This window comes from Lentzea sokolovensis, assembly GCF_033949975.1.
Classification (GTDB): domain Bacteria; phylum Actinomycetota; class Actinomycetes; order Mycobacteriales; family Pseudonocardiaceae; genus Lentzea; species Lentzea sokolovensis.
Genome location: NZ_JAXAVU010000016.1, coordinates 1 through 20,982 on the forward strand (window position 1 = coordinate 1; position 20,982 = coordinate 20,982).

The window sequence follows — 20,982 nt, forward strand, 5'->3', positions numbered from 1 at the left end:
CGGCGACCGCATCTACGCAGTGGTGTGCGAGGCCGGTGACCTGATGTCGGTGCCCGCCGGCACCCGGCACTGGTTTGACATGGGCACGGTCCCCGAGTTCTGCGCGATCCGGTTCTTCGAGGAGGAGGACGGCTGGATCGCCGGGTTCACCGGCGACACCATCTCGTCCCGGATGCCGTCGCTGGACGAACTGCTCGCTCCAAGCCATCAGGTTCGGGCGTAGCGGCGCAGGGAGAAGGCGATCAGCGGCAGGCCGACGATCGCGGGCAGGAACCAGAACGCGACCGGAGGTAGGAGCTGCCACAGCGGCAGGCGCGGGCCGTTGTCGACGTAGAACGCCGTCAGCATCGCGATGTAGGAGCCGCCCATGCCGACGATGTGCCAGGCGAGCCAACCGCGCCATCGCGTCCGTCGCGCTGCGAAGCCCATCGTGGCCAAGGCCGCCGCGGTCGCGCCGAGGGCGGCGAGGTGCCACAGGTGCCCCCAGTCGGACAGCGCGATCGCAGTGCCCGTCAACGCAACGCCTGCCAGCCCGGCGAGGTAGAGCAGACCCCGGCGGGGATGTCGTCCGGGTCGTTTCCGGCTCAGCATGGCGGCGGCTCCGGTGATCGTCGCCGTGAGTCCCAGCAGGACGTGGCCGACGATCAGGACCTGCAGAGCCATCGCGCTCACCAGCTCACGACGCCGGTGGTGCCGTCGACCGTGACGGTCTGTCCTTCGGACAGAACACGGGTGCCGTTTCCGGTGCCCACGACCGCGGGGATGCCGTACTCGCGGGCGACGAGCGAGGCGTGTGCGGCGAGGTTGCCGCCATCAGTGACCACTGCCGCCGCGACGGCGAACAGTGGAGTCCACGCAGGAGTGGTCGTCGGTGCGACGAGCACCTCACCGGAGACGAACCGATCTAGCTCGCTGGGATCATGCAGAATCCGGACCCTGCCGGTGGCTCGTCCTGGACTGGCAGGTTGGCCAGTGACGGAGTTGTCCGCAGCCGATGTCGGGGTGTGGGCGGCGCCTGCCCTGCTCATGACCGCGCCGACCAGACGGGATGGAGTACCGAGCTGCAGCGGTGCTGCCAGACGGCGTTGCCGTTGCCAGGTGGCGCGCCGCTGCTGGATCACCGCGAGGAGGTTCTCGTCCTTGGCGTCGAGTTCGGCGCAGGTGCAGAAGAAGATGTCAGTCGCATCGCCCGTGGACAGTTCATCACCCCGCTGCAGAGCGAGGCGGCGCAGCAACGGCCAGCCGAGTGTGAGATCACGTGCCTGCTGCTCGCGAATGACGGCATAGCGCTGGGCGACGGCGAGCAACGCGTCGAACTTCGTCCGCACCGAGACCCGGTCGGTAAGCGCGGCGCGACACAGGTTCTCTGCGGCGCCACGGTTTGTGGCGGACCTGGCGCGTCGGGATTCATCCACCGTGGACTGCGTTGTCATCGGGTGGTACCAGTCGAGCGAGTACACCGCGTGCGGCGGGATGTCCGTCTCGATGCCCGGCAACCCGGCCAGCAACACCGCTACACCGTCAGGAAGCTGATCTGGCAGGTGCCGCCGAGCGAAACGTCCGAGCGCGGCCTCCATCTTCCACGCGGCGCCTCCGACGACGGCCAGCAACCACAGGTACTTGCCCGCGGTGAAGGCGATGTCGTCGACCGTGCTGTCCGCGGTGTCGACCAGCTGCTGGTAGCGCCTGCGCAACTCCACCCATCGGACATGGAGTTGTCCGAGAAGCGCGGTGTCGGCAGCAGGAGGATTCACCAGCGGCTGTACCAGCGCATGACGCACGAACCGCACCAAGGTCAGCTTGCCGCGGACGAGCGCGCTGGTGAGCCGCGCGGGCGTGATGACCGGATGCGGAGTCGTGTAGTACCAGCCGTGCACGAGCTCGTGCCCGAACGGCAGCGAGACGCCGACCGTCGCCCGCATTTCTTCGTTGAACCCGGCGATGATGCGGGGGAGCACCCAGTCGGCGAACAACGGGGTCAGCGGCTCCGGCAACCACTCGCCGAGTCGGAAGTTCCGCTGCCACAACCCTGGGCCGGGTGCGCGCCAGTCGACGGGATCGGGCAGCGCGGTCATCGGTCGTGCCTGCAACAGGAACAGCCGCCCCGCCGTGAAGGCCCATTCGATGTCCTGCGGCCGTCCGAAGTGGACCTCGACCAGGCGGGCCAGTTCGGCGACCGCGCGAACCTGATCGGCGTCCACCGCGTGTTCGCTTGCCCGCTCGCACCGCACCGCGCTGCCTCGCACCGTCCACTGATCACCGATGGCCTCGCCGCCGACCAGTCGCTCGCCCAAGCCGCGGACCGCGGTGACCAGTACGTCGTCCCGGTCGCCGGTGAGCGGGTCGGCGGTGAACGCCACTCCTGCCGCGTCGGCGTCGACCATCGTCTGCACCAGCACCGCCATCTGCGTCGGCGTGTCCCGGTACGCGGTGAAGCGCGCAGCGGTCATCGAGGCCCGGCAGGCCCGAACCGCCTCGGTGAGCCTGTCGCGCGAGACGTTGAGGAACGACTCGTACAGCCCGGCGTAGGACGCGTCCGGGAGATCCTCCGCCGCGGCCGAAGAACGCACGGCGAACGGCCCGTCGCCCAGCCGCGCGGTGGCGTCGAGCACCGCGACGTCGAGATCTGCGTCGGGCTGCTCGAAAGCGTGCGCGAGCACGACGAAGCCCGGTGGCACGGGGAAGCCGGCCGCGAGCAGCTCGGCCAACGTGGACGCCTTGCCGCCTGCTGCCGCGCGGTCGACTCCTGCCGCCTCGGTGAGGTGAAGGATGTCCACGGCCACCACCGCCCATAGCTAGTATTGCTATATGTAGCGATGCTACTCCAAGCCGCTGAGCTGGCAAGTCGTGACTTTGTCAGCATGCTGGAGTAGCGTTGCTACCTATGAGGCCAGAGGCGCTCAAGGGGCACCTGGACGCGTTGCTGCTGGCGGTTCTGGAAACCGGTCCGCGGCACGGCTACGCGGTGATCGACGCCGTGCGGGACGGCAGCAGTGGCACGTTCGATCTGCCGACCGGGACGGTGTACCCGGCGCTGCACCGGCTGGAGCGTTCCGGACTGGTGCACAGCCGGTGGGACACCGTCGGTGGCCGACGTCGCCGCACCTACGAGCTCACACTGGCCGGGCGCCAGGCCTTGAAGGCCGAACGAGACGTCTGGGACACCTTCTCGACGGCGGTGTCGGCGTTGCTGGCGGGGCGACAATGGCCCGCGACGCCCTGATCATCGAGGGCTATCTGGCCGCCCTCGCGACTCGTCTTCCGGGCCCGCGCCGGGCGCGCGTCGCGGTGCTCGACGAGCTTCGCGACGGTTTGACGGAAGCCGCTGCCCGCCATGCCGAGAGTGGCAGTCCGCCCAGAGTGGCCGCCGAGGCCGCTGTCGGCGAGTTCGGCACGGTTGACCAGGTCGCAGCCGCCTTCGCCGGGGAGTTGGTCACCCAACAGGCCCGCCACGTCGTCACGGCGCTGGTCGTCACCGGCCCGCTGGTGGGCGTGTGGTGGTTGCTTCTGCTCGCGCCGACGTCACCGGCAGGCATTCCGGTGCTGCCGTTGATCGGTGCCGCAGTGCTCATAGGACTGTTGGTGCTGGCCACCACTGGCAGTTTGAGCCGCTGGTTGCCGTCCGCTGCACCTCGTCGCGCCTTGACTGGTGCCACAGCGGTCGTGGTGGGCTGCATGGCTGGCGACCTCGGCATGCTCACCGCTCTGGCCATCGGCTTCGATGCCAAGCTCAGCGCCTTGGCCATCGTGGCCGTACTGGCGAGCCTGATTCGACTCAGTTGCAGCGTTTATCTGCTGCACGCGTGTGTCAGCGCGCGGCAGGCACTTAGTGGTGACGACCGAGTTTCACCGCGGAGATCGGCAGGATGACCGCGCGTGCGGGGATCAACGCCAGGTTGCTCGATGACCCGGCGGGCGTGGGGGCTCCACCGGCACGGTGAGGAATTACTGGACCTACACCGCGGCAGTGCGCTGTTCGCCACTCACGCTCGCGAGCAAGGCGGCCAACCTGTCGGTTGTCTCCGGACGCACTCGGTAGTACACCCACGTTCCCCGACGCTCGGAATCGACCAGGCCTGCCTGCCGGAGCAGCTTGAGGTGATGGGAGATCGTCGGCTGGGAAAGTTTGAACGCCGGCGTGAGCTCGCAGACGCAGACCTCGCCGCTGGGGCGCGAGGCGATCAACGACAGCAGTCGCAGACGCACAGGATCGCCGATTGCCTTGAACATCGCTGCCAGCTCGACTGCCTGGACCTCGGCGAGCGGCTCCTCGGAGAGGGGCTCGCAACAACCGCCCTCTTGCTTCGACATACTTCAATATTGACTGTTCTTCGGCCGAGGTGCAACATGACATAGACAGACTTCAATACAACCTGGAGGTAGGGCACTCATGAGCGAGCAGACCGAGCTGCGGGAAACGGTTCGCGCCAGCTATGCGGCAGCGGCGACTGCTGTGTCCCAAGGGGGAGGTGGGTGCTGCGGCCCGGAGGCGATGGAGATCGACGAGAACTTCGGCGCCACGCTCTACGCCGCGGCCGATCGCGACCAGCTGCCCGCCGAGGCGGTCGCCGCCTCACTCGGCTGCGGCAACCCCACCGCAGTCGCCGAGCTCCGCGAAGGGGAGCGGGTGCTGGACCTGGGCTCTGGGGGCGGCATCGACGTCCTGCTCTCCGCCCGCCGCGTGGGCGCCACCGGCAAGGCCTACGGCCTGGACATGACCGACGAGATGCTCGCGCTGGCTCTGTCGAACGCGGAGAAGGCCGGCGCCACCAACGTCGAGTTCCTCAAGGGGAACATCGAGGCTATCCCGCTGCCCGGCAACATCATCGACGTCGTGATCTCCAACTGCGTCATCAACCTCTCCGTGGACAAGCCCGCCGTGTTCGCCGAGACCTTCCGCGTCCTACGCCCCGGCGGCCGCATCGGCATCTCCGACGTCGTCGCCGACGACCACCTCGCGCCCGCCGAGCGAGCCGAGCGGGGCTCCTACGTCGGCTGCATCGCCGGGGCCCTCACCTTCACCGAGTACCGCGAGGGCCTGGAAGCCGCCGGGTTCACCAACATCGAGATCACCCCGACGTACGAGGCAGTCGACGGCATGTACGGGACCATCGTTCGCGCGGTGAAGCCACTCGACATCGAACCCGTTACCGCAGTGGCTCCGGCGCAAGGCGAACATTCGTGCTGTGGTGTCAGCGCCTGCTGCACTTCTGGCGAGCAGTCCGTCGACCCCGGCGTCACCGTCGCGGAGGCCAAGACCGCGTCAGGCTGCGGCTGCCAGAACTAGAGGTGGCCGGGAGCGGTGCTCGGTTTTGCAGAACTGGAGCGAGGAGATCACCGAGTTCTGAGGTTCGTTCGAGAACTTCGTCCACGGTGAACACCAGCTCCTCGGCTCGCCGACAACCGCGAACCTCATCCCACGTGACCGGCGTGGCCACGGTCGGCTCGTCCCGGCCACGTAGCGAGTAGGGCGAGATGGTGGTCTTGGCGGGACTGTTCTGGCTCCAGTCGATGAACACCCTGCCTTCGCGCCGTGACTTCGCCATGTTGGTCGTCACCTGCTGCGGCGCTTCTCGCTCGAAAGCCACTGCGGCAGCTTTCGCGTAGACCGAGGGAGCCTGCGCGCTGGTCACCTCGACACCGGCGTAGATCTGCATGCCTTTCGAGCCCGACGTGGCTGCGACCGGAATGAGTCCATCGGCGACGAGGACGTCGTGCAGGCGCTCGGCCACACGGCAGCAGTCGACGATCGTGGTACCGGGTCCGGGATCGAGGTCGAACACAAGCCGGTTCGGCAAGTCTCGGACCCCATCCGTCACGGTCCATTGAGGAACGTGCAGTTCGAGTGCCGCGAGATTGGCTGCCCACACGAGGGCAGCGAGTTCGTGAAGCAGCGGGTAGTGAACGATCTCGTTGGCATCCGTGCTCCGGCGCGACCCGCCGCCCCGCAAAGGCACGGTCGGCAGCCAGCCAGGTGCGCTGGCGTCGGTGTTCTTCTGGAAGAACTTCTGCCCATGAACGCCGTTCGGGAAGCGCACGAACGTGACAGGTCTGTCCGCCAGATGTGGCAGCAGGACGGGTGCGATTCGGCTGTAGTAGGCGATGACCTCGCTCTTGGTCGTGCCGTCTGGATAGAGAGGCTTGTCCAAGTTGGACAAGGCGAGCGTGCGGCCACCGGCGTTGACCGTCACGCGGCTGCCGATCTTGATCGGCTCTGGAGCAGGCGGAGGGCCGGGGCGGCCGGGTCGTGGCGCGGTCACTTCCGAAGGGGTGCGGTCCGCGCGCAGGCCGCGCCACGCGGTGTGCCGCAGCCGGCCCTCGTCGCCGCGGGTGAACTGCCGGAACCGGACTTCGCCGACGAGGACCGGGTCGACCCATCGGGCGCGTACGAGGTCCTCACGTGGAGGTGGGCTCGCGAACGGATGACCCGAGCGCTCCAGTGGCTGGAGGCGGTCGCGCAGGTGGTCGCGGTCTTGCCGGGTGAAGCCGGTGCCGACGTCACCGATGTAGATCAGCTCGCCGGTGTCCGGGTCGTGCGCGCCGAGCAGGAGACCCCCGACGGTGCCGGTGAAGCCGCTCTGGCCTGGCCGCCACCCGCACACGATGACCTCGCGCGTCTGCACAAGCGGGTGTTTGCACCAGAAGTCGGGGCGCTTGCCTGGGAGGTAGGGGGAGTCGAGCCGTTTCGCCACGAGTCCTTCGTGCCCTTCCGCGGCGACGCGATCGAGGAGCCGCTGCGGGGTCAGGCGGTCGGCGGTGAGGTCGTCGGTGGTGTACGACGGCACGACGGTGATCCGGAACGGGTCGGGCATTGGGAGCTCGGCGAGCTGGTGTCGTCGCTGTTCGTACGGCTGGTCGAGGAGGAGTTGGTCGTCGAGCTGCAGGAGGTCGAATGCCAGGAAGCGGATCGGCACGTCTTCGAAGGGGTCGGTGCGTTTGGCGGTGCGGTGCTTCTGAAAGCGGCCTCGGCGTTGCTGCAGGAGACCGAAGTCGATCTGACCGGTCTCGTTGTAGACCACGACCTCACCGTCGAGCACCGCGGCGCGCCCTCGCAGCGCCGCGGTGAGCACGCCGGTCAACTCGGCGAACTCGACGGTGAGGTCGAGACCGTTGCGACTGGTCAGCACTGTCGTTCCGTCGGCGGCGATCCGCATCGCGACGCGGTAGCCGTCCAGTTTGTACTCGTACGCCCATTGCGGCCCTTCGCGCAGGCGGCCGCCGTCGGGCTTGGCCAGCATCGGGTCGATCCAGGCGGGAACGGAGTCGTGTGCCACGGCGACCTCCGATCCTGGCGTGTTGCCTGCTCACCAGGAATCTGAAGGTAGCCCGAACGGCCTAGTTTCGCCCGTCAACGTCGCTTGGGTCGCTCGCGCAAGCGCAGCACGTCAAACGGCACCAGTTGGTCGACCAGGTACACCTTCTGCGCGCGGCCGTCGGCATAGCCGATCTCGTAGTTGACGACACCGAACCAGTCGCCGTCGATGCTCGGGAAGCGGCCGTGAAGCCTGCCGGGGACCTCGCCGGTCATGTCCAGGCCGGTCTCGATCACGTGTCGCGGTGCGTCCGCGACACGGGCGAACAGGCGATCCAGCTGAACTCCGACGCTGGTGAGTACGGCTCTCCGGCCGTGGACAGTGTCGCCCTCCCACGCGGTGTACGGACTGTGGAGCGTCATGTCCACCTGCCCGCCGTCAATGCTCGGTTCGCGCGGTGGAGTACGAGTTCGAAGTAGCGCTCCTGGGACAGCTCGGCGCTGTCGGGAGCGGGCGCCGTGGCCGCCAGCCGCCATACGTCGTCGGCGCCGTTGGTCGCGCACGCGAGGCAGCTGATGTGAGCCTCACCGTTTCGCACGACCGCTCGGAACTGGGCGTGGCCGAGCGTGTGCCGCCCGAGCTTGCACCTCGCCGGCAAGAGGGCCACCGGTCGTCCGGTCGAGTCGTACCTGTAGGTGAGCGTGCCGTCCATTTGGGACGGTTCGAGAAGCTGCCGATCCATGACGCGAGAACCTATCACTGCATTCGCACATATGTTCGATCGGATGCGTGTAGCGCTTTGAAGTCCGTCCTATCGGGTCACGACCTGGCGAACAGAGTTGCGGAGGGATTGCTGGCTGCCAGGGGATGTTCTTCGTTCGTGAGCGCGGCGAGTGCGGTGGCGACTTCTTCGATGGTGGCTCGGACGTAGGTGGTCGTGGTGCCGGCGTCGCCCTTGCCGAAGTGTCCGGCGAACGCCCGCGCGACGGCGTAGCCGAAGTGCCGCTCGACCCACGTCAGCGTGGTGTAGCGGATCCAGTGGGTGCTCACTTGCTGCGTGGCGACCCACGGCAGGTGTTTGCCGAGCCGCTGCCACAGGTAGTCGTACCGACGCCTCGTGATCGGGTCTCCGTTGCGGTAGCGGAGAAGTTGTTCGTTGCCGACGGCGCCACGCTGTTCGCAGAGAAGAAGGAGGTGCCTCATCAGCGTTGGCGAGACCGGTTGCCAGCGCACGGTGCCGCCCTTCTCGAAGAGCCTGACCAGACATTGCTCGGGGTCCAGGTCGCAGCGCCGGAGCGCGAGTGCGCCGCCGCGACGTGCGGCGGTCTCGGTGTGGAAGCGGAGCAGGACGAGGTCGAGTTCGGGGTCGTTGCCGGTCGAGCCGGCGACTTCGTTTATCTCGCGGAGCCGGTTGTCGGGAAGCGCTCGTCGCGTGTTTGCGAGTCGGCGTGGTTTGGCAACGCGTCGTGCCGGGTTGTCGCTCTCGGACATCAGACGGTCCGCGATCGCGTGCTGGTAGAGGCAGCGGGCTGCGGCGATGAGGTGCTCCGCGGCCGAGCGGCCGCCTCGGGAGTTCTTGCGGACTACAGCGTCCACCTTGGCTCGCTCGGCGAGTTGCTTGATGTCCAGCGGTGTCGGCTCGTCTAGCGGCCGGTCTCCCCACTCGTCGACGATGCGGTTCCAGTACGTCTCGTACACGCGCAGCGTGCCGGCGGGCACGGCCTTGGCTACGCTCTCGACGTACTCGCGGATGGTCGGCATCGAGGTCGGTACTGGTTGGTCGAGCAGCTGTTCCGGCCGGACCCCGAGGCGGTTGAGCAGAACTCGCACTGCCTCGAGGTCGATGTCGTTCACGACGACTCTCCGCGAACGAACACGGCGAGCGCCTCGTCGAGCACCGAGGCCGTGCAGACGACCAGGAGGCCACAGGCCGTAGAGGTCGTGAGCAGAAGGCCGTCGCCCGCGCGCAGCTGACATCGGTGCCTGATCGCCGCCGGTAGCCGGACATGGCCGAGCTTTGTCACCGTCGCGGTGCCGGGAGACCGCCCGAGCACGATGACCTGGTCGTCGAGCAACGTCGGTTTCAACGAGGTGCCCGGCGGCCAGTTGAGCAGGTGGACCAACGACCTGTCGCCGAGACGTCCGCGACTGTCGATGGTCGTGAACGCGTAGCGCGAGGAACTCCGTTGGACTTGCTCGGGAGGCCGGGCGACCGGGAGCCCGGCGATCCGCGGCGAACGCATGACGCGACCGGCGGGGTCTGCCGCCAGCCTCTCGGCCAGAGCTTCGACGAGGTTCATGCCGCACGTCCTCGGGTTGACGCGTGCACGACTTCGTGGAAGTCATCGAGCAGCATCGTGACGGCGTGGGCGGCCTGCTGTAGGACAGCCCCGTTGCCGAGGATGCGCAGGTGGTCGACTCGAAGCAGCGGAACGTCGGTGACCCAACCAGATGGAAGACCCATGAGGTGCTCGACGAACGCGGGCGACAGCACCGGGCCGCCGTGCGTGCCAGGGACGGTCGGGTGTGGTGTGGCGCGACCTGTTGAGTGTTCCCATCGGGCTACGACGTCGGAGTAGACGCACCAGCTCGTGGGCGAGAGCGGGGGAGTACTGGACGAACTGCCTTGGATGACAGCGTCGACTTGCGCTTGGAGCGCGGTGCTCGCCGACCCGCTACAAGCGTCGCGTTGACGACGTCGTGCAGGCTCACCTGGCGGCCGAGGGCACGGCGTCGAGCGGGATCCGCGGGCCCGCGGTTGTCGCCGTCGCGCGCTTGCGGTGTCGGAAACAGTGGGCCACGCGAGCAGGAACACGCGTTCGCGGCGGTGTGGCGCGCCGACGTCGGAGGCGCGAACGCTGCGCCAGACCGCGTCATACCCTGCCTCGGCCAGGTCTCCGAGAACGCGGTGGAGTCCGCCGTTCCTCCAGCGGAGCGCGGCGACGTTCTCCACGATGATGAACTGCGGTCGTAGTACGCGAATGCACGCCACGACATCGATCCACACTCCACTGCGCGTTCCCTTCTCGATGCCCTTGCGTTGTCCAGCGGCGGAGATCTCCTGACAGGGGAAGCCGACCGCGAGGACGTCGATTCGGTCGACTCCGGTCCAATCGACGAGGCGCAGGTCGCCGAGGTTCGGCACGCCGGGCATGCGGGCGGTGAGGATTTCTCGGACCTCTGGGTCGTGGTCGGCGCACCACGCGATGCGCCCGCCACCGAAAGCTGCGAGCACGCCGAGGTCCAAGCCGCCGTAGCCGGTGCAGAGCGAACCCAGCACCGGTCCGGGGCTGGACCTGACGGACAGGTCGTGTGCAACGCGTGCCTTCATGCGGCACGCGCTTCGGCTGCCACTGAGCGGGACGGACGAAGTGGTGTGCGGAAGACGAGCACGTCTTCGTGTGCGATGAGGTGGAGAGGGAGCCCCGCCTCGCGCTGTTTGCGGAGGAAGTCGCGTTGGAAGAACGAACCGCGGGCGACGAAGTCGTGCTCGGCGACCCGTGCGAGCAGAGCGACGCATCGTTCCACCGGAATGAGGCCGGCGTTGCGTCCACAGGTGAGGATCTGCGAGGGCAGGTCGATGAGCTCGGCGTGCTCGCGCCACGGGCGGACCGTGATGGCGATGTGCCCGCCGGGACGCATGAACTCGGTGAGCGCGGTGAGGATGCGGGTGAAGCCGCTAAGCAGTCGGTGGTGACCGATGTTGGCGAGGTTGCCGCGGTCGAGCGTGCTGCCGTACTGGTGGAAGTACTTTTGAATGCCTTCGCCTGGCGCCACGGCGACCCGGCCGTGCGTTGAAGGCCCGTACGGCGGTGAGGTCACGACGAGCGCGGCTTGGCCGCGCAGCTCGTTGGGCAGCAAGGTGGACAGCTGACGGGCGTCGCCGTGGAAGACCTGGCCGTCGTGGTCGACGCCTTGCTCGGCCGCGAGAGCGAGGTTGTTGCCGGCGACGGTGACCCAGTGCGGCTCGTACTCGATGCCCACGGCGCGCCGTCCGAGGTGGACGGCCTCGACGAGCGTTGTGCCGATGCCGCACATCGGGTCCAGCACGAGGTCGCCGGGCTTTGTGTAGTGCGCGATGGCGTAGCGCGCGACGTCGGGCAGCATCTTCGCGGGATGCGCGGTCGACTCGCGGGTGTAGCGGTTCTTCCGCTGGGTAGAGGGCGAGGTCTGAGCCGTCGACCAGACGGACACCGGGAGTTCGCTGTTCATCGGATGACCCCCGCTTCGATGACGGCGTTGGCGAGCGGCCGAGCGGCGTGGTCGTGCGGCTGGGCGAACACCAGCACGTCCGAGTGGATGCGGCGATGCGGCGCGGGAAGACCGCGCACCGCGGCGCGGTGTCGCGCACGACGTAGGTCCTCCGCGTCGTGGTCGTTGAGGTCCACTTGGAACCGGCCGCTGTGGATCGGGGCGTGCACGGCGACGATGTGCTGGAGATAGAGGAGATCGGCGTACTGGGCGCTGGTGACGAGCTGGCCGGTGCGGTCGACGAGTTCACCGCTGACCGCGTCGTTGTAGGTCAACACGACGAGGACGCCGCCTACTCGGAGCAGTCGTGCCGCAGTGAGCACGACCTGGTCCGCCAACTCTGCGATCGCCTGGTGAGGCGGCGTGCTGGTGACTACCAGATCGGCGGTCGCGGACGGCTCTCGCTCCACATCGGACTCAGAGTTCGCCCGACGGCCGAGATCGTTCACGGCTTCGACCGCTGGCTTGGTGGAGTTGGAGCTGGTCGGCCAAGGCAGTACGACGACTCGGTCGCGCGGGCGGCTGAACGCGCGGACCACCTGCTGAATCAGGCGTACCGGCCAGTCCTCGTCCAGCGGAACTTGTGCAGGGCCGCAAGCCCACACGGTCGCCGGCGTTGGGCTTGTCGTGGATGGGGACGAGCGCCTCGCAGGCCGGGCCGGACTGACCCTGCTGACGTTGGGCGCTGTCGGATACGGCCTGCGGTTGCCGTCAGCGCGGGCGCTGCCAGGTGCTGAGGGCGGTCGTGCTCCAGGACGGCGTGCCGTCCTGTCGGTACCAGGGGAATCGCCGAGTCGCGTCACGGATCCTCCAGATTCGGGGGGTCGCCTGATTGGCAGGCGGTGATTGACACCCCTGAACTCCGAATGCGGATCCTGTTCGGGACGTGCGAATTCTTTTTGGGCTCCAGACGGCGTGAAGGGCGCTAACCGATCGAGTACCGGACAAGTACCGAGGTGCTAATCCGCTGGTAGCGGAGGTGTGAGCAGCTGTTAACTCGTTCGCTCGCCCGTGCCCGCCATGGCAGGCGTGAATGCAGTTGGTAAGAGCCAGGTCATTGCTGGGTCAGAGTTTGGTGATGGTCGGCGTGGCGTCCTGACGGAGCTGGATTTCCACTTCGTCAGGAGTTCCGATGCTTCCCAGAAACTGCCCTGGCATCACTGCCGACTCGATGCCGCTCGACGTCGTCCGCTCTGCTTTCGCGTGGCTCGTCGCCGGCCCTCATCCGGTGTCTGTCGACGGGAGCCTGTTCGACGGGTTCCCTGATCGCCGGGTTCGGGTGGACGAAGTCCGTGACCTGTTGCTGCGCCGGACATGCCCACAGAGCGTCCGCGATGCCGTGTGGACTCACCTCGTCCGGCTCGCTCGGACCGAAGGTTCAACGTGGACGGTCGCCTGCGCAGGGATCGCTTTGCCAGCGCTACTCAACGTCGCGTCGAAGCTGACGGCTCGGTTCGCCGACGATCCGAGCGACATCCACAGTTCGGTGCTCACCGGCTTTCTCGCCGAACTCGCCACGATCGACCTCAGTCGTCCGCGCGTAATGGTGCGGCTGCGTTGGGCCGCCTATCGCGCCGGACACGCAGCTCTCCGAGAAGCACTGGACACGCCAGCTCCGTCGGCCAGCGCGATTGCTTCGGCATCTCCAGTTGCGCCGTTGGGACATCCGGACTTCGTCCTCGCCCGTGCTGTCGAAGCCGGGGCGATCTCGCGCAGCGAAGCCGACCTGATCGGACTGACCCGGCTGGAGAAGGTGCCGTTGGCCGCAGTCGCCGACCAGCGCGGCGCGAGCTACGAGGCCACGAAGAAAGCTCGCCAGCGCGCTGAACGTCGCCTCGCCCTCTACCTGCGCGACGACATCGGCGCGGTGTCCCCGAACGCTTCCGGATCCGGAGTTCAGGGGTGCGAGAGGCAGCCGATCGCCTCCACGCACACCAGTTCGCCCGACGTGCCCGCGCCGCCGTCGAGCACGACTCCGGAGGTGCCGCGATGCGCTTGATTCGTTCGTTCCGCCACAGCAGCCGGGTTCTTCTTCTCACCGAGTTGGTCGTCGTCGTGCTGCTGATCGCTACGTCGACCGCCTCTGCACAACCTGTATACGTAGTAGCGCTCGCGTCCACGTTGGACGAAGTCCTCAACAACATCCGCAACTGGATCATCGGCATCGCCGCCGCCATCGCCACCGTGTGCTTCTCGATCGGCGGGCTGCGGCTCCTCATCAACGGGTCGGAACCCGGTGAGGTCGACAAGGCGAAGGCATCGTTCAAAGCCGGTGGCGTCGGGTTCGCCATCGCCATGCTCGCGCCGTTGCTCGTCGCGATTCTCAAGACTTTGGTCGGAGAACGGTGATGAACACCGCCTCCACAGCCACTCGTCCTTCGACGACCAAGCGGCGGATCGCGTGGGCGGTGTTCGGTGCGCTCGCCGCGATTCTCAGCGTCGGAGTCACCTCGGCTGCCGCGGAACCGCAACCGCCCAACCCGACCACGACGACAACCAGTCCGCCGACGACTTCTGCACCACCTCCCTCGACACCGCCCGTTCCCAGGTCGGACGAGTGCGGGATCACCGACGTCGGTGCGTGCGTGTCGGAAGGCATCACGAGTTTCTTCTCGGCGCTGGTGGTGGGCGCGCTCAACCCGCTGCTGAAGACGGTCGGCGAGACCTTGCTGGCGACGCCTCGCCTGGACCAGGTCCCTCGCATCGCCGAGTTGTGGGAGTCGTCCCGCGGAATCGCGGTCGCGAGCTACGCCCTGCTCATCACGGTGGCCGGATTGATCCTGATGACGTACGAGACGTTGCAGACGCGCACCACCATCCGCGAGACCGCGCCCCGCATCGTCATCGGGTTCCTGGCCGCGAACCTGTCGTTGCTTCTCGCGGGACGAGCTGTCGAGTTCGCGAACGCGCTGTCGTACGCACTCGTCGCCGGCGGAGTGGACCCGGACGCCGCCGCCAAGCAACTCGCCGGGATGTTCGCGAACACCGTGACGAGCGCGGCAACCGGCGGCAGCATCTTCAACCTGCTCGTCAGCCTCGGCATCATCGTGCTGCTCCTGGCGTTGCTCGGCACCTATGCCGTGCGAGTTGCGGTGACCGCCTTGCTTCTCGCCGGCGCACCCCTCTGTCTCATCCTGCACGGCCTGCAGCAGACAGATGGGATCGCACGATGGTGGTGGCGTGCGTTCGGCGGCGTGCTCGCGATCCAGATCGGACAGTCACTCGTTCTCATCGTCGGGTTGCGCGTCCTGCTGTCCGACGGGGGCTTCAGCATCTTCGGCCCCAACCCGGACAACGTTCTGAACCTCATCGTCGCCGGTGCTCTGTTGTGGATCCTGGTCAAGATCCCGAGCTGGGTCATGCAACGTGTTCAGCTCGGCGGCGGTCGCACCTTCCTCGGCTCGTTGATCCGCGGCTTCATCGCCTACAAGACCTTCGGTCTGATCCGCGGGGGCATGGCAGGTTCGACACGGGCAGCTGGCGCCCGTGCGGCTCGCCCACCTGCTGGACCGCCTGACCCGTACTCGAACGTCAAGGCGACCGCGTCTGGCCAATTCATGCTGCCGTTGTCCGGGCTGAGGCGACGCCCCAAGGCCGCTCCGGTGCCTGCAGCGCCTCAGGCGGGCGGAGTACGGAAACCCCAGGGCCGACAACTCGCCCTTCCGTTCGAAAAGGGGTGGCCGACGGATCGGCCAGTGCTGACCCGCAGCGGCCAGTATCGGCTCCCCATCGACGTTCCTCGGGTGGCTCCGAGCAGTCCTGCGGCCGCAAGTCCGGCGACCGTGCCCCGACGTGATCCGGGCAAGCAGCTCGAGATCCCGTTCGACCCATATCGAGGCATTCGGCCGACGCGTCGCGGTCAGTACGCACTACCGCTCGATGTCGCGCGCGTTCCGAAGCCGCCAGCAGCGCCAGCACCGCCTGCGCCCAAGCAGCCCCGGCGAACTGCTGGCCGAGTGCATCAACCGGAACTTCCCTTCGACCCGTTCGCCGGGACACGACCGCAACGTGATGGTCAGTACGCGTTGCCGCTCGAAGGGGTGGCCCGCGTTGCGCCTCCGCCGCCTCCGAAACCGTCGTCGTCTCCGCGCCGAGCGCGCTCGCGTCAGCTGCGGCTTCCGCTCGACCCGCCTGCCCGCGCACCGCGAAGCGCGAAGCCGACTACCGGTGGTGCGTCATGACGCGACCCGTGCGAATTCCTGCTGACGTCGACCGGCCCGATCGCATCCTGTTCGGCCTCACCGGACGACAGCTCACCATCCTCACCACGACCGGGGTGACGCTCTACGTCGCGTGGGCGGTCACCCAGCGATTTGTCCCGCTGCCAGCGTTCCTGGTTCTCGCGCTCCCGATCGCGACGGTCTCGGTCGTGCTCGCTCTTGGCCAGCGTGACGGAGTGTCGCTGGACCGCCTGCTTTGGTCCGCACTCCGGCAGCACTTGACGCCACGAAGGCATGTCGCGGCACCAGAAGACGCCTCGTCCACACCGGACTGGATCACGGCCAGCGTGGATTCCGGCGCCGAGCACGAGCTCGCGTCGTCTCCGTTGCGTTTGCCGGTGGAGGACGTGACAGTGACCGGCGTTGTGGACCTCGGAATGGACGGCCTGGCGCTCGTCGCCGTGGCCAGCACCGTCAACTTCGCTCTCCGAACGCCGATGGAACAGCAGGCCATCGTCTCGAGCTTCGGCAGGTACCTGCACTCGCTCACCGGGCCCGTTCAGGTGCTGGTCCGCGCACACCGGCTCGATCTCTCCGAACAGATCGCCGAACTCCGCGACACCGCTGGCGGGCTTCCGCACCCAGCACTGGAGCGGGCGGCGCGCGAGCACGCGGACTTCCTCGAACACCTGGGTGCCGGAACCGAACTGTTGCGTCGACAGGTTCTCCTGGTGCTGCGCGAGCCGTTCGGCATCGCCCAGGAGACCAAGGGCGCATTGCCGATGCTCCGCCGTCGCGGAGGTGGGCAGGTGGGTGAGGGGCCTCGACGCGCTGCCGAAGCGCAGTTGGTCCGGCGGCTGAACGACGCGATCGAACTCTTCACGAGCGCTGGCGTCGTCATCACGCCGCTGGATGCGGGACAAGCGACCGCAGTACTCGCGGCGGCGTGCAACCCCGACACCCTCCTGCCGCCTTCTGCCGGACTCGCCAACGCGAGCGAGGTCATCACGACCGCGTCCGACTACGACTGGGAGCAGGCGCCATGATCAACGCGATCGTTCCGGACGCCATCTCTGTGGGCACTCGGCACCTGGAGCTTGGCGACGAATGGGTGGCGAGCTTCGCCATCACGGGCTTCCCGCGTGAGGTCTACCCGGGCTGGCTCTCACCGCTGCTGAACTACCCCGGCCGGTTGGACGTCTCGCTGCACATCGACCCCGTCGACCCGGCCACGTCGGCGGCCCGGCTGAAGAAGCAACTCGCGCGACTGGAGTCCGGGCGCCGGCACGACGCCGAGCACGGTCGGCTCCCAGATCCGCAAGCCGACATCGCGACCGCGGACGCGCACGATCTGTCCGACCGCGTCGCCCGTGGGGAGGGCAAGCTTTATCGGGTCGGCCTGTACCTCACCATTCACGCCGCCGGTGAGCGGGAACTGGCGGACGAAGTCGCCGCGCTCCGGTCGTTGTGCGCGAGTTTGCTGCTCGATGCCAAACACACGACGTACCGAAGCCTGCAGGGCTGGGTGTCCACGCTGCCGTTGGGCATGGACCTGATCGGGATGCGTCGCACCTTCGACACGAGTGCGCTGAGCGCAGCCTTCCCGTTCACCTCGCCGGACCTGCCGGCGCCCGACCCGACGAGCGTCGCAGCGCCGTCCGGGGTGCTCTACGGCTACAACATCGGCTCCCAAGGGCTGGTCCACTGGGATCGCTTCGGCGCCGGGATGCACAACCACAACTCCGTGATCCTCGGCCGGTCCGGCGCGGGGAAGTCCTACTTGGTCAAGCTCGAACTGCTCAGGTCGCTCTACCGCGGTGTCGAGGTCGCGGTCATCGACCCCGAGGACGAGTACCTCCGGCTCGCCGCGGCGGTCGGTGGTGTGCAGGTCCGGCTCGGTGCGGACGACGTGCGCCTCAACCCGTTCGACCTGCCGGTTCACATCCGCGCTGACGGCCGCCGTTCTGCGCCGCGCGATGCGCTCCAGCGGCGTGCTCTGTTCCTGCACACCGTGATCGCAGTCCTCATCGGACGCGAGCTCGACGGGACAGAACGAGCGGTTCTCGATCAGGCGATCGCTGCGGCGTACGAGTCGGTCGGTATCACCGCCGACGCTCGAACATGGTCTCGGCCAGTCCCCACCTTGCGAACGCTGCGCGAGGTGCTCGACGACTACGGCGACAAGACGGCAACCGATCTCGCCGCCCAACTCCGTCCCTACGTCGATGGCGCCTTCAGCAAGCTCTTCGACGGCCAGACCACCACGCACCCCGAAGGTCATCTGATTGTGTTCAGCCTCCGTGACCTCCCGGACGAGCTGAAGAGCGTCGGAACGGTCCTGACGCTGGACACGGTGTGGCGGCGCATCACCAACCCGGCGATCCGCCGGCGACGCCTCGTCGTGGTGGACGAGGCGTGGTGGCTCATCAAAGAGCCAGCAGGGGCGGCCTTCCTGTTCAAGACCTCGAAGGTCGGCAGGAAGAACAACGCGGGCCTCACCGTGATCACTCAGGACGCAGTGGACGTTCTCGGCAACGACATCGGCCAAGCGGTGGTTGCGAACGCCGAAACGCAGATCCTGCTGCGGCAGGCACCGCAGGCGATCGAGAAGCTCGCCCACCTCTTCCATCTCTCGGAGGGCGAGCAGGAGTTCCTGCTGTCCGCTGAACGGGGCCAAGGGCTGCTGTCCACCGGAACACAGCGCGTCGCGTTCCAGGGCATCGCGTCTCCGGCCGAGCACGAGTTGATCACCACCAACCCGGCGGAGCTCACTGACGAGCTCGAAGGCGCCGAGGCGGCGTACGTCGACATCGACGACATCGAGGCGGCGTGATGACGAGCAGCTGGATTGACGACTATCTGACCGATCCGGGCGCGGGGGTTGGCGACTTCATCTCCAACGCGCAGGACTGGGTGATCGCATCCGGCCCCGTCGTGGGACCCGTTGCAGTGGTAGGCGCTGTTGTAGGGCTGGCCGCACGCCGGTTCTGGCGCCGCCGCTGTCACACGCACCTCACGGCTGAGGCGCGGATGGTCACCGTCCGGGTGCCACCGCAGCCCGATCCGACCGGCGGTACTGCGCTCTGGTCGCACCTCGTAGGGCTTCTGCGCCCAGCCTGGCACCGATTGCTCACCGGTCAGCCGCACCTGGCCTTCGAGTTCACGTTCTCCCAAGCAGGTGTGGGCATCCGGTTGTGGGTGCCCGGCGCGATTCCGCCGGGTCTCGTGGAACGGGCTGTCGAGGCCGCATGGCCCGGCGCCCATACAAGCACCACGCCAGCCGAAGCACCTCTTCCGCTCGCCGGCCCAGGTGAGCAACTGCTGGTAGCTGGGGGAGAGCTGCGCCTCGCCCGTGCAGAGGCGCTACCCCTGCGCATCGACTTCGCCGCAGATCCGCTTCGCGGACTGCTCGGGGCGCCGGTAGGGCTAGGACACAACGAACACGCGTGCGTGCAGGTCCTCGCCCGTCCGGCCACCGGCCGCCGCCTTGCACGAGCACGACGCGGCAGCCGGAGCAGCACCAACCTCGCCGGGCATTTGCTCGACATGCTCACGCCGTCGTTGAGAGCCTCACGTCGAGGTTCCGGCACCCGAACCAGCCACATCAGCCCTGAGTACAGGCTCGAGATGTCGGCTCAGGGCCGTGCGTCCGTGAACAAGCAGCGCAGCAGCCAGTTCGAAACCGTGGTTCGGTACGGCGTTTCGACGCTGCTCGGCGCCGATGCCACCGACACCGACGTGCGCCTGGCGCGAGCTGCGATTCGCGGACGAGCTCATGCCTTGGCGACGACGTTCGCCACCTACACCGAGCACAACCACTTCGCCCGCAGGCGGCTGCGTAGGCCGGCCGTCGCTCTCGCCGAACGCCGACTCGGACGAGGAGATCTGCTTTCGGTTCCGGAACTCGCCGCCATTGCGCACTTGCCGACCGATGACACCCTTCCTGGTGTTCAACGTGCTGGCGCCCGTGCAATCGCTCCACCACCCGGAATCCCTGCAACCGGCCACGACGTCAAGCCGCTCGGGCGCACTGACAGCGGTCACAGCAGGCCGGTTGGTCTCCGGGTGGCGGACGCCAGGCACCACATGCACGTCATCGGCGCCACCGGCTCCGGCAAGTCCACTCTGCTGGCCCAGCTCGTTCTGGCGGACGCCGAAGCGGGACGTGCCGCAGTCGTGATCGACCCGAAGGGCGACCTGGTCACCGACCTCTTGTCCCGGTTGCCCGCCGCAGCCGCGGACAGGGTGGTCCTCTTCGACGCGGACTCCCGGAACCGGCCGCCGTGCCTCAACCCGCTCGACGGTGGCGACCCGGACCTCGCCGTCGACAACCTCGTCTCGATCTTCCGCCGCGTGTACTCCGCGTTCTGGGGACCACGTACTGACGACGTCATGCGAGCCGCCTGCCTCACGCTCCGGATGACGGACGGCGTCGCGACGCTGGCCGACGTCCCGAAACTGCTCTCCGACCCTGCCTACCGAGCCCGGACCACCGCCGGAATCACGGATCCGGTGCTCCGCGGCTTCTGGACCTGGTACGACGATCTCAGCGACGCCAGCCGATCCCAGGTCATCGCGCCCCTGATGAACAAGCTCCGAGCCTTCCTGCTGCGCAGATTCGTCCGCGACACCGTCGCCGCTGGCCGATCCACTGTGGACATGAAGGAAGTCCTGGACAACGGAGGAATCTGTCTCGTCCGCATCCCCAAGGGCTCGCTCGGCGACGAGACCGCAAGGCTCATCGGCTCGATCGTGGTCGCCAACGTATGGCAGGTCGCCACGGCCCGCGCCCGCACGCCGCAGCGCGACAGACACGACGCGACCCTCATGCTCGACGAGTTCCACAACTTCCTGAACTTGCCGTACGCGGTCGACGACATGCTCCCCGAAGCGCGGGCTCTGCGGCTGTCACTGGTGCTCGCCCACCAGAACAACTCGCAGCTTCCACGTGAGATGCAGGAAAGCATCTCGGCAAACGCTCGCAACAAGTTCTTCTTCAACGTCAGCCCCGAGGACGCACACCACCTCGCCCGGCACACCACGCCGCGGATCTCTCCTCACGATCTGTCGCACTACGACGCCTTCCACGCCGCGGTCCGCCTGGTCGTGCACGGCGCAGAGACCGAGCCGTTCACCGTGGTCACCGAGCCGCTTCCGCCTGCCGTACCAGGACGAAGCCGACTCCTCCGGTCCGCTGCGCGCAACAACCAGCGAGTCCAGCCGAAGGCCGTCCACACACGACCCGATGGCGATGAGCCCGCGTCGCGTCGGACAGCAGATCCGCGACGTGGCAACACGTCCAGTTGACCAGGGAGTAC

At 67.6% G+C, this 20,982-nt stretch carries 19 protein-coding genes and 2 pseudogenes; 10 read left to right on the forward strand and 11 right to left on the reverse strand.

What is annotated here, in order from left to right; all coding sequences use genetic code 11:
• Positions 1-223 (forward strand): annotated as a pseudogene (locus SK854_RS40145) (cupin); the annotation flags it as partial.
• Here SK854_RS40145 and SK854_RS40150 read toward each other — a convergent pair.
• Entirely contained in the window at positions 208-663 is a 456-nt protein-coding gene (locus SK854_RS40150; RefSeq protein ID WP_319980381.1) for a hypothetical protein, read from the reverse strand. The pseudogene SK854_RS40145 and the gene SK854_RS40150 overlap by 16 nt on opposite strands.
• Before the next feature lie 5 nt (positions 664-668).
• Positions 669-2,777, reverse strand: a complete 2,109-nt coding sequence (locus SK854_RS40155; protein ID WP_319980382.1) for a PEP/pyruvate-binding domain-containing protein — start codon at positions 2,775-2,777, stop codon at positions 669-671.
• 107 nt (positions 2,778-2,884) lie between these two features.
• On the opposite strand from SK854_RS40155, the gene SK854_RS40160 reads away from it, so the two are divergent.
• Complete coding sequence (locus SK854_RS40160) at positions 2,885-3,223, forward strand: PadR family transcriptional regulator (protein WP_319980383.1); 339 nt, start codon at positions 2,885-2,887, stop codon at positions 3,221-3,223.
• Positions 3,205-3,870, forward strand: coding sequence for a permease prefix domain 1-containing protein (locus SK854_RS40165; RefSeq protein WP_319980384.1), 666 nt, complete (start codon positions 3,205-3,207; stop codon positions 3,868-3,870). The genes SK854_RS40160 and SK854_RS40165 overlap by 19 nt, the downstream gene beginning before the upstream one ends.
• A gap of 84 nt (positions 3,871-3,954) precedes the next feature.
• Here the strand turns inward: SK854_RS40165 and SK854_RS40170 are convergent, their stop codons facing one another.
• Complete coding sequence (locus tag SK854_RS40170) at positions 3,955-4,311, reverse strand: ArsR/SmtB family transcription factor (RefSeq protein ID WP_319980385.1); 357 nt, start codon at positions 4,309-4,311, stop codon at positions 3,955-3,957.
• A gap of 79 nt (positions 4,312-4,390) precedes the next feature.
• On the opposite strand from SK854_RS40170, the gene arsM reads away from it, so the two are divergent.
• Positions 4,391-5,287, forward strand: a complete 897-nt coding sequence (gene arsM / locus SK854_RS40175; RefSeq protein ID WP_319980386.1) for an arsenite methyltransferase — start codon at positions 4,391-4,393, stop codon at positions 5,285-5,287.
• Here arsM and ligD read toward each other — a convergent pair.
• The 8 genes and pseudogenes from ligD to SK854_RS40215 form a co-directional block, all read right to left on the reverse strand.
• Positions 5,238-7,238, reverse strand: coding sequence for a DNA ligase D (gene ligD / locus SK854_RS40180; protein ID WP_319980903.1), 2,001 nt, complete (start codon positions 7,236-7,238; stop codon positions 5,238-5,240). The two genes, arsM and ligD, sit on opposite strands and share 50 nt — an antisense overlap.
• Before the next feature lie 110 nt (positions 7,239-7,348).
• A complete protein-coding gene (locus SK854_RS40185; protein WP_319980387.1) occupies positions 7,349-7,675 on the reverse strand; it encodes a hypothetical protein in 327 nt (108 codons plus the stop codon).
• Complete coding sequence (locus SK854_RS40190) at positions 7,672-7,995, reverse strand: hypothetical protein (RefSeq protein ID WP_319980388.1); 324 nt, start codon at positions 7,993-7,995, stop codon at positions 7,672-7,674. The genes SK854_RS40185 and SK854_RS40190 overlap by 4 nt, the downstream gene beginning before the upstream one ends.
• Before the next feature lie 77 nt (positions 7,996-8,072).
• Complete coding sequence (locus SK854_RS40195) at positions 8,073-9,098, reverse strand: tyrosine-type recombinase/integrase (protein ID WP_319980904.1); 1,026 nt, start codon at positions 9,096-9,098, stop codon at positions 8,073-8,075.
• A gap of 5 nt (positions 9,099-9,103) precedes the next feature.
• Positions 9,104-9,553, reverse strand: coding sequence for a hypothetical protein (locus SK854_RS40200; RefSeq protein WP_319980389.1), 450 nt, complete (start codon positions 9,551-9,553; stop codon positions 9,104-9,106).
• On the reverse strand, positions 9,550-10,584 hold the full coding sequence (locus SK854_RS40205; protein ID WP_319980390.1) for a DNA cytosine methyltransferase: 1,035 nt from the start codon (positions 10,582-10,584) through the stop codon (positions 9,550-9,552). The genes SK854_RS40200 and SK854_RS40205 overlap by 4 nt, the downstream gene beginning before the upstream one ends.
• A pseudogene (locus SK854_RS40210) lies at positions 10,581-11,562 on the reverse strand (TRM11 family SAM-dependent methyltransferase). Before SK854_RS40210 ends, SK854_RS40205 begins: the two are co-directional and overlap by 4 nt.
• On the reverse strand, positions 11,462-11,953 hold the full coding sequence (locus SK854_RS40215) for a hypothetical protein (protein WP_319980392.1): 492 nt from the start codon (positions 11,951-11,953) through the stop codon (positions 11,462-11,464). The pseudogene SK854_RS40210 and the gene SK854_RS40215 overlap by 101 nt, the downstream one beginning before the upstream one ends.
• A gap of 962 nt (positions 11,954-12,915) precedes the next feature.
• On the opposite strand from SK854_RS40215, the gene SK854_RS40220 reads away from it, so the two are divergent.
• From SK854_RS40220 to SK854_RS40245, 6 genes are read left to right on the forward strand one after another with little or no spacing between them, the layout of a single operon-like run.
• Entirely contained in the window at positions 12,916-13,503 is a 588-nt protein-coding gene (locus SK854_RS40220) for a hypothetical protein (protein WP_319980393.1), read from the forward strand.
• Complete coding sequence (locus tag SK854_RS40225) at positions 13,494-13,853, forward strand: pilin (protein WP_266037045.1); 360 nt, start codon at positions 13,494-13,496, stop codon at positions 13,851-13,853. Before SK854_RS40220 ends, SK854_RS40225 begins: the two co-directional genes overlap by 10 nt.
• On the forward strand, positions 13,853-15,685 hold the full coding sequence (locus tag SK854_RS40230) for a hypothetical protein (protein ID WP_319980394.1): 1,833 nt from the start codon (positions 13,853-13,855) through the stop codon (positions 15,683-15,685). Before SK854_RS40225 ends, SK854_RS40230 begins: the two co-directional genes overlap by 1 nt.
• Entirely contained in the window at positions 15,682-16,710 is a 1,029-nt protein-coding gene (locus tag SK854_RS40235) for a PrgI family protein (RefSeq protein WP_319980395.1), read from the forward strand. The genes SK854_RS40230 and SK854_RS40235 overlap by 4 nt, the downstream gene beginning before the upstream one ends.
• Positions 16,707-18,497, forward strand: a complete 1,791-nt coding sequence (locus SK854_RS40240) for a VirB4 family type IV secretion system protein (protein WP_319980396.1) — start codon at positions 16,707-16,709, stop codon at positions 18,495-18,497. Before SK854_RS40235 ends, SK854_RS40240 begins: the two co-directional genes overlap by 4 nt.
• On the forward strand, positions 18,497-20,971 hold the full coding sequence (locus SK854_RS40245) for a type IV secretory system conjugative DNA transfer family protein (RefSeq protein ID WP_319980397.1): 2,475 nt from the start codon (positions 18,497-18,499) through the stop codon (positions 20,969-20,971). The genes SK854_RS40240 and SK854_RS40245 overlap by 1 nt, the downstream gene beginning before the upstream one ends.
• Positions 20,972-20,982: the final 11 nt, after the last annotated feature.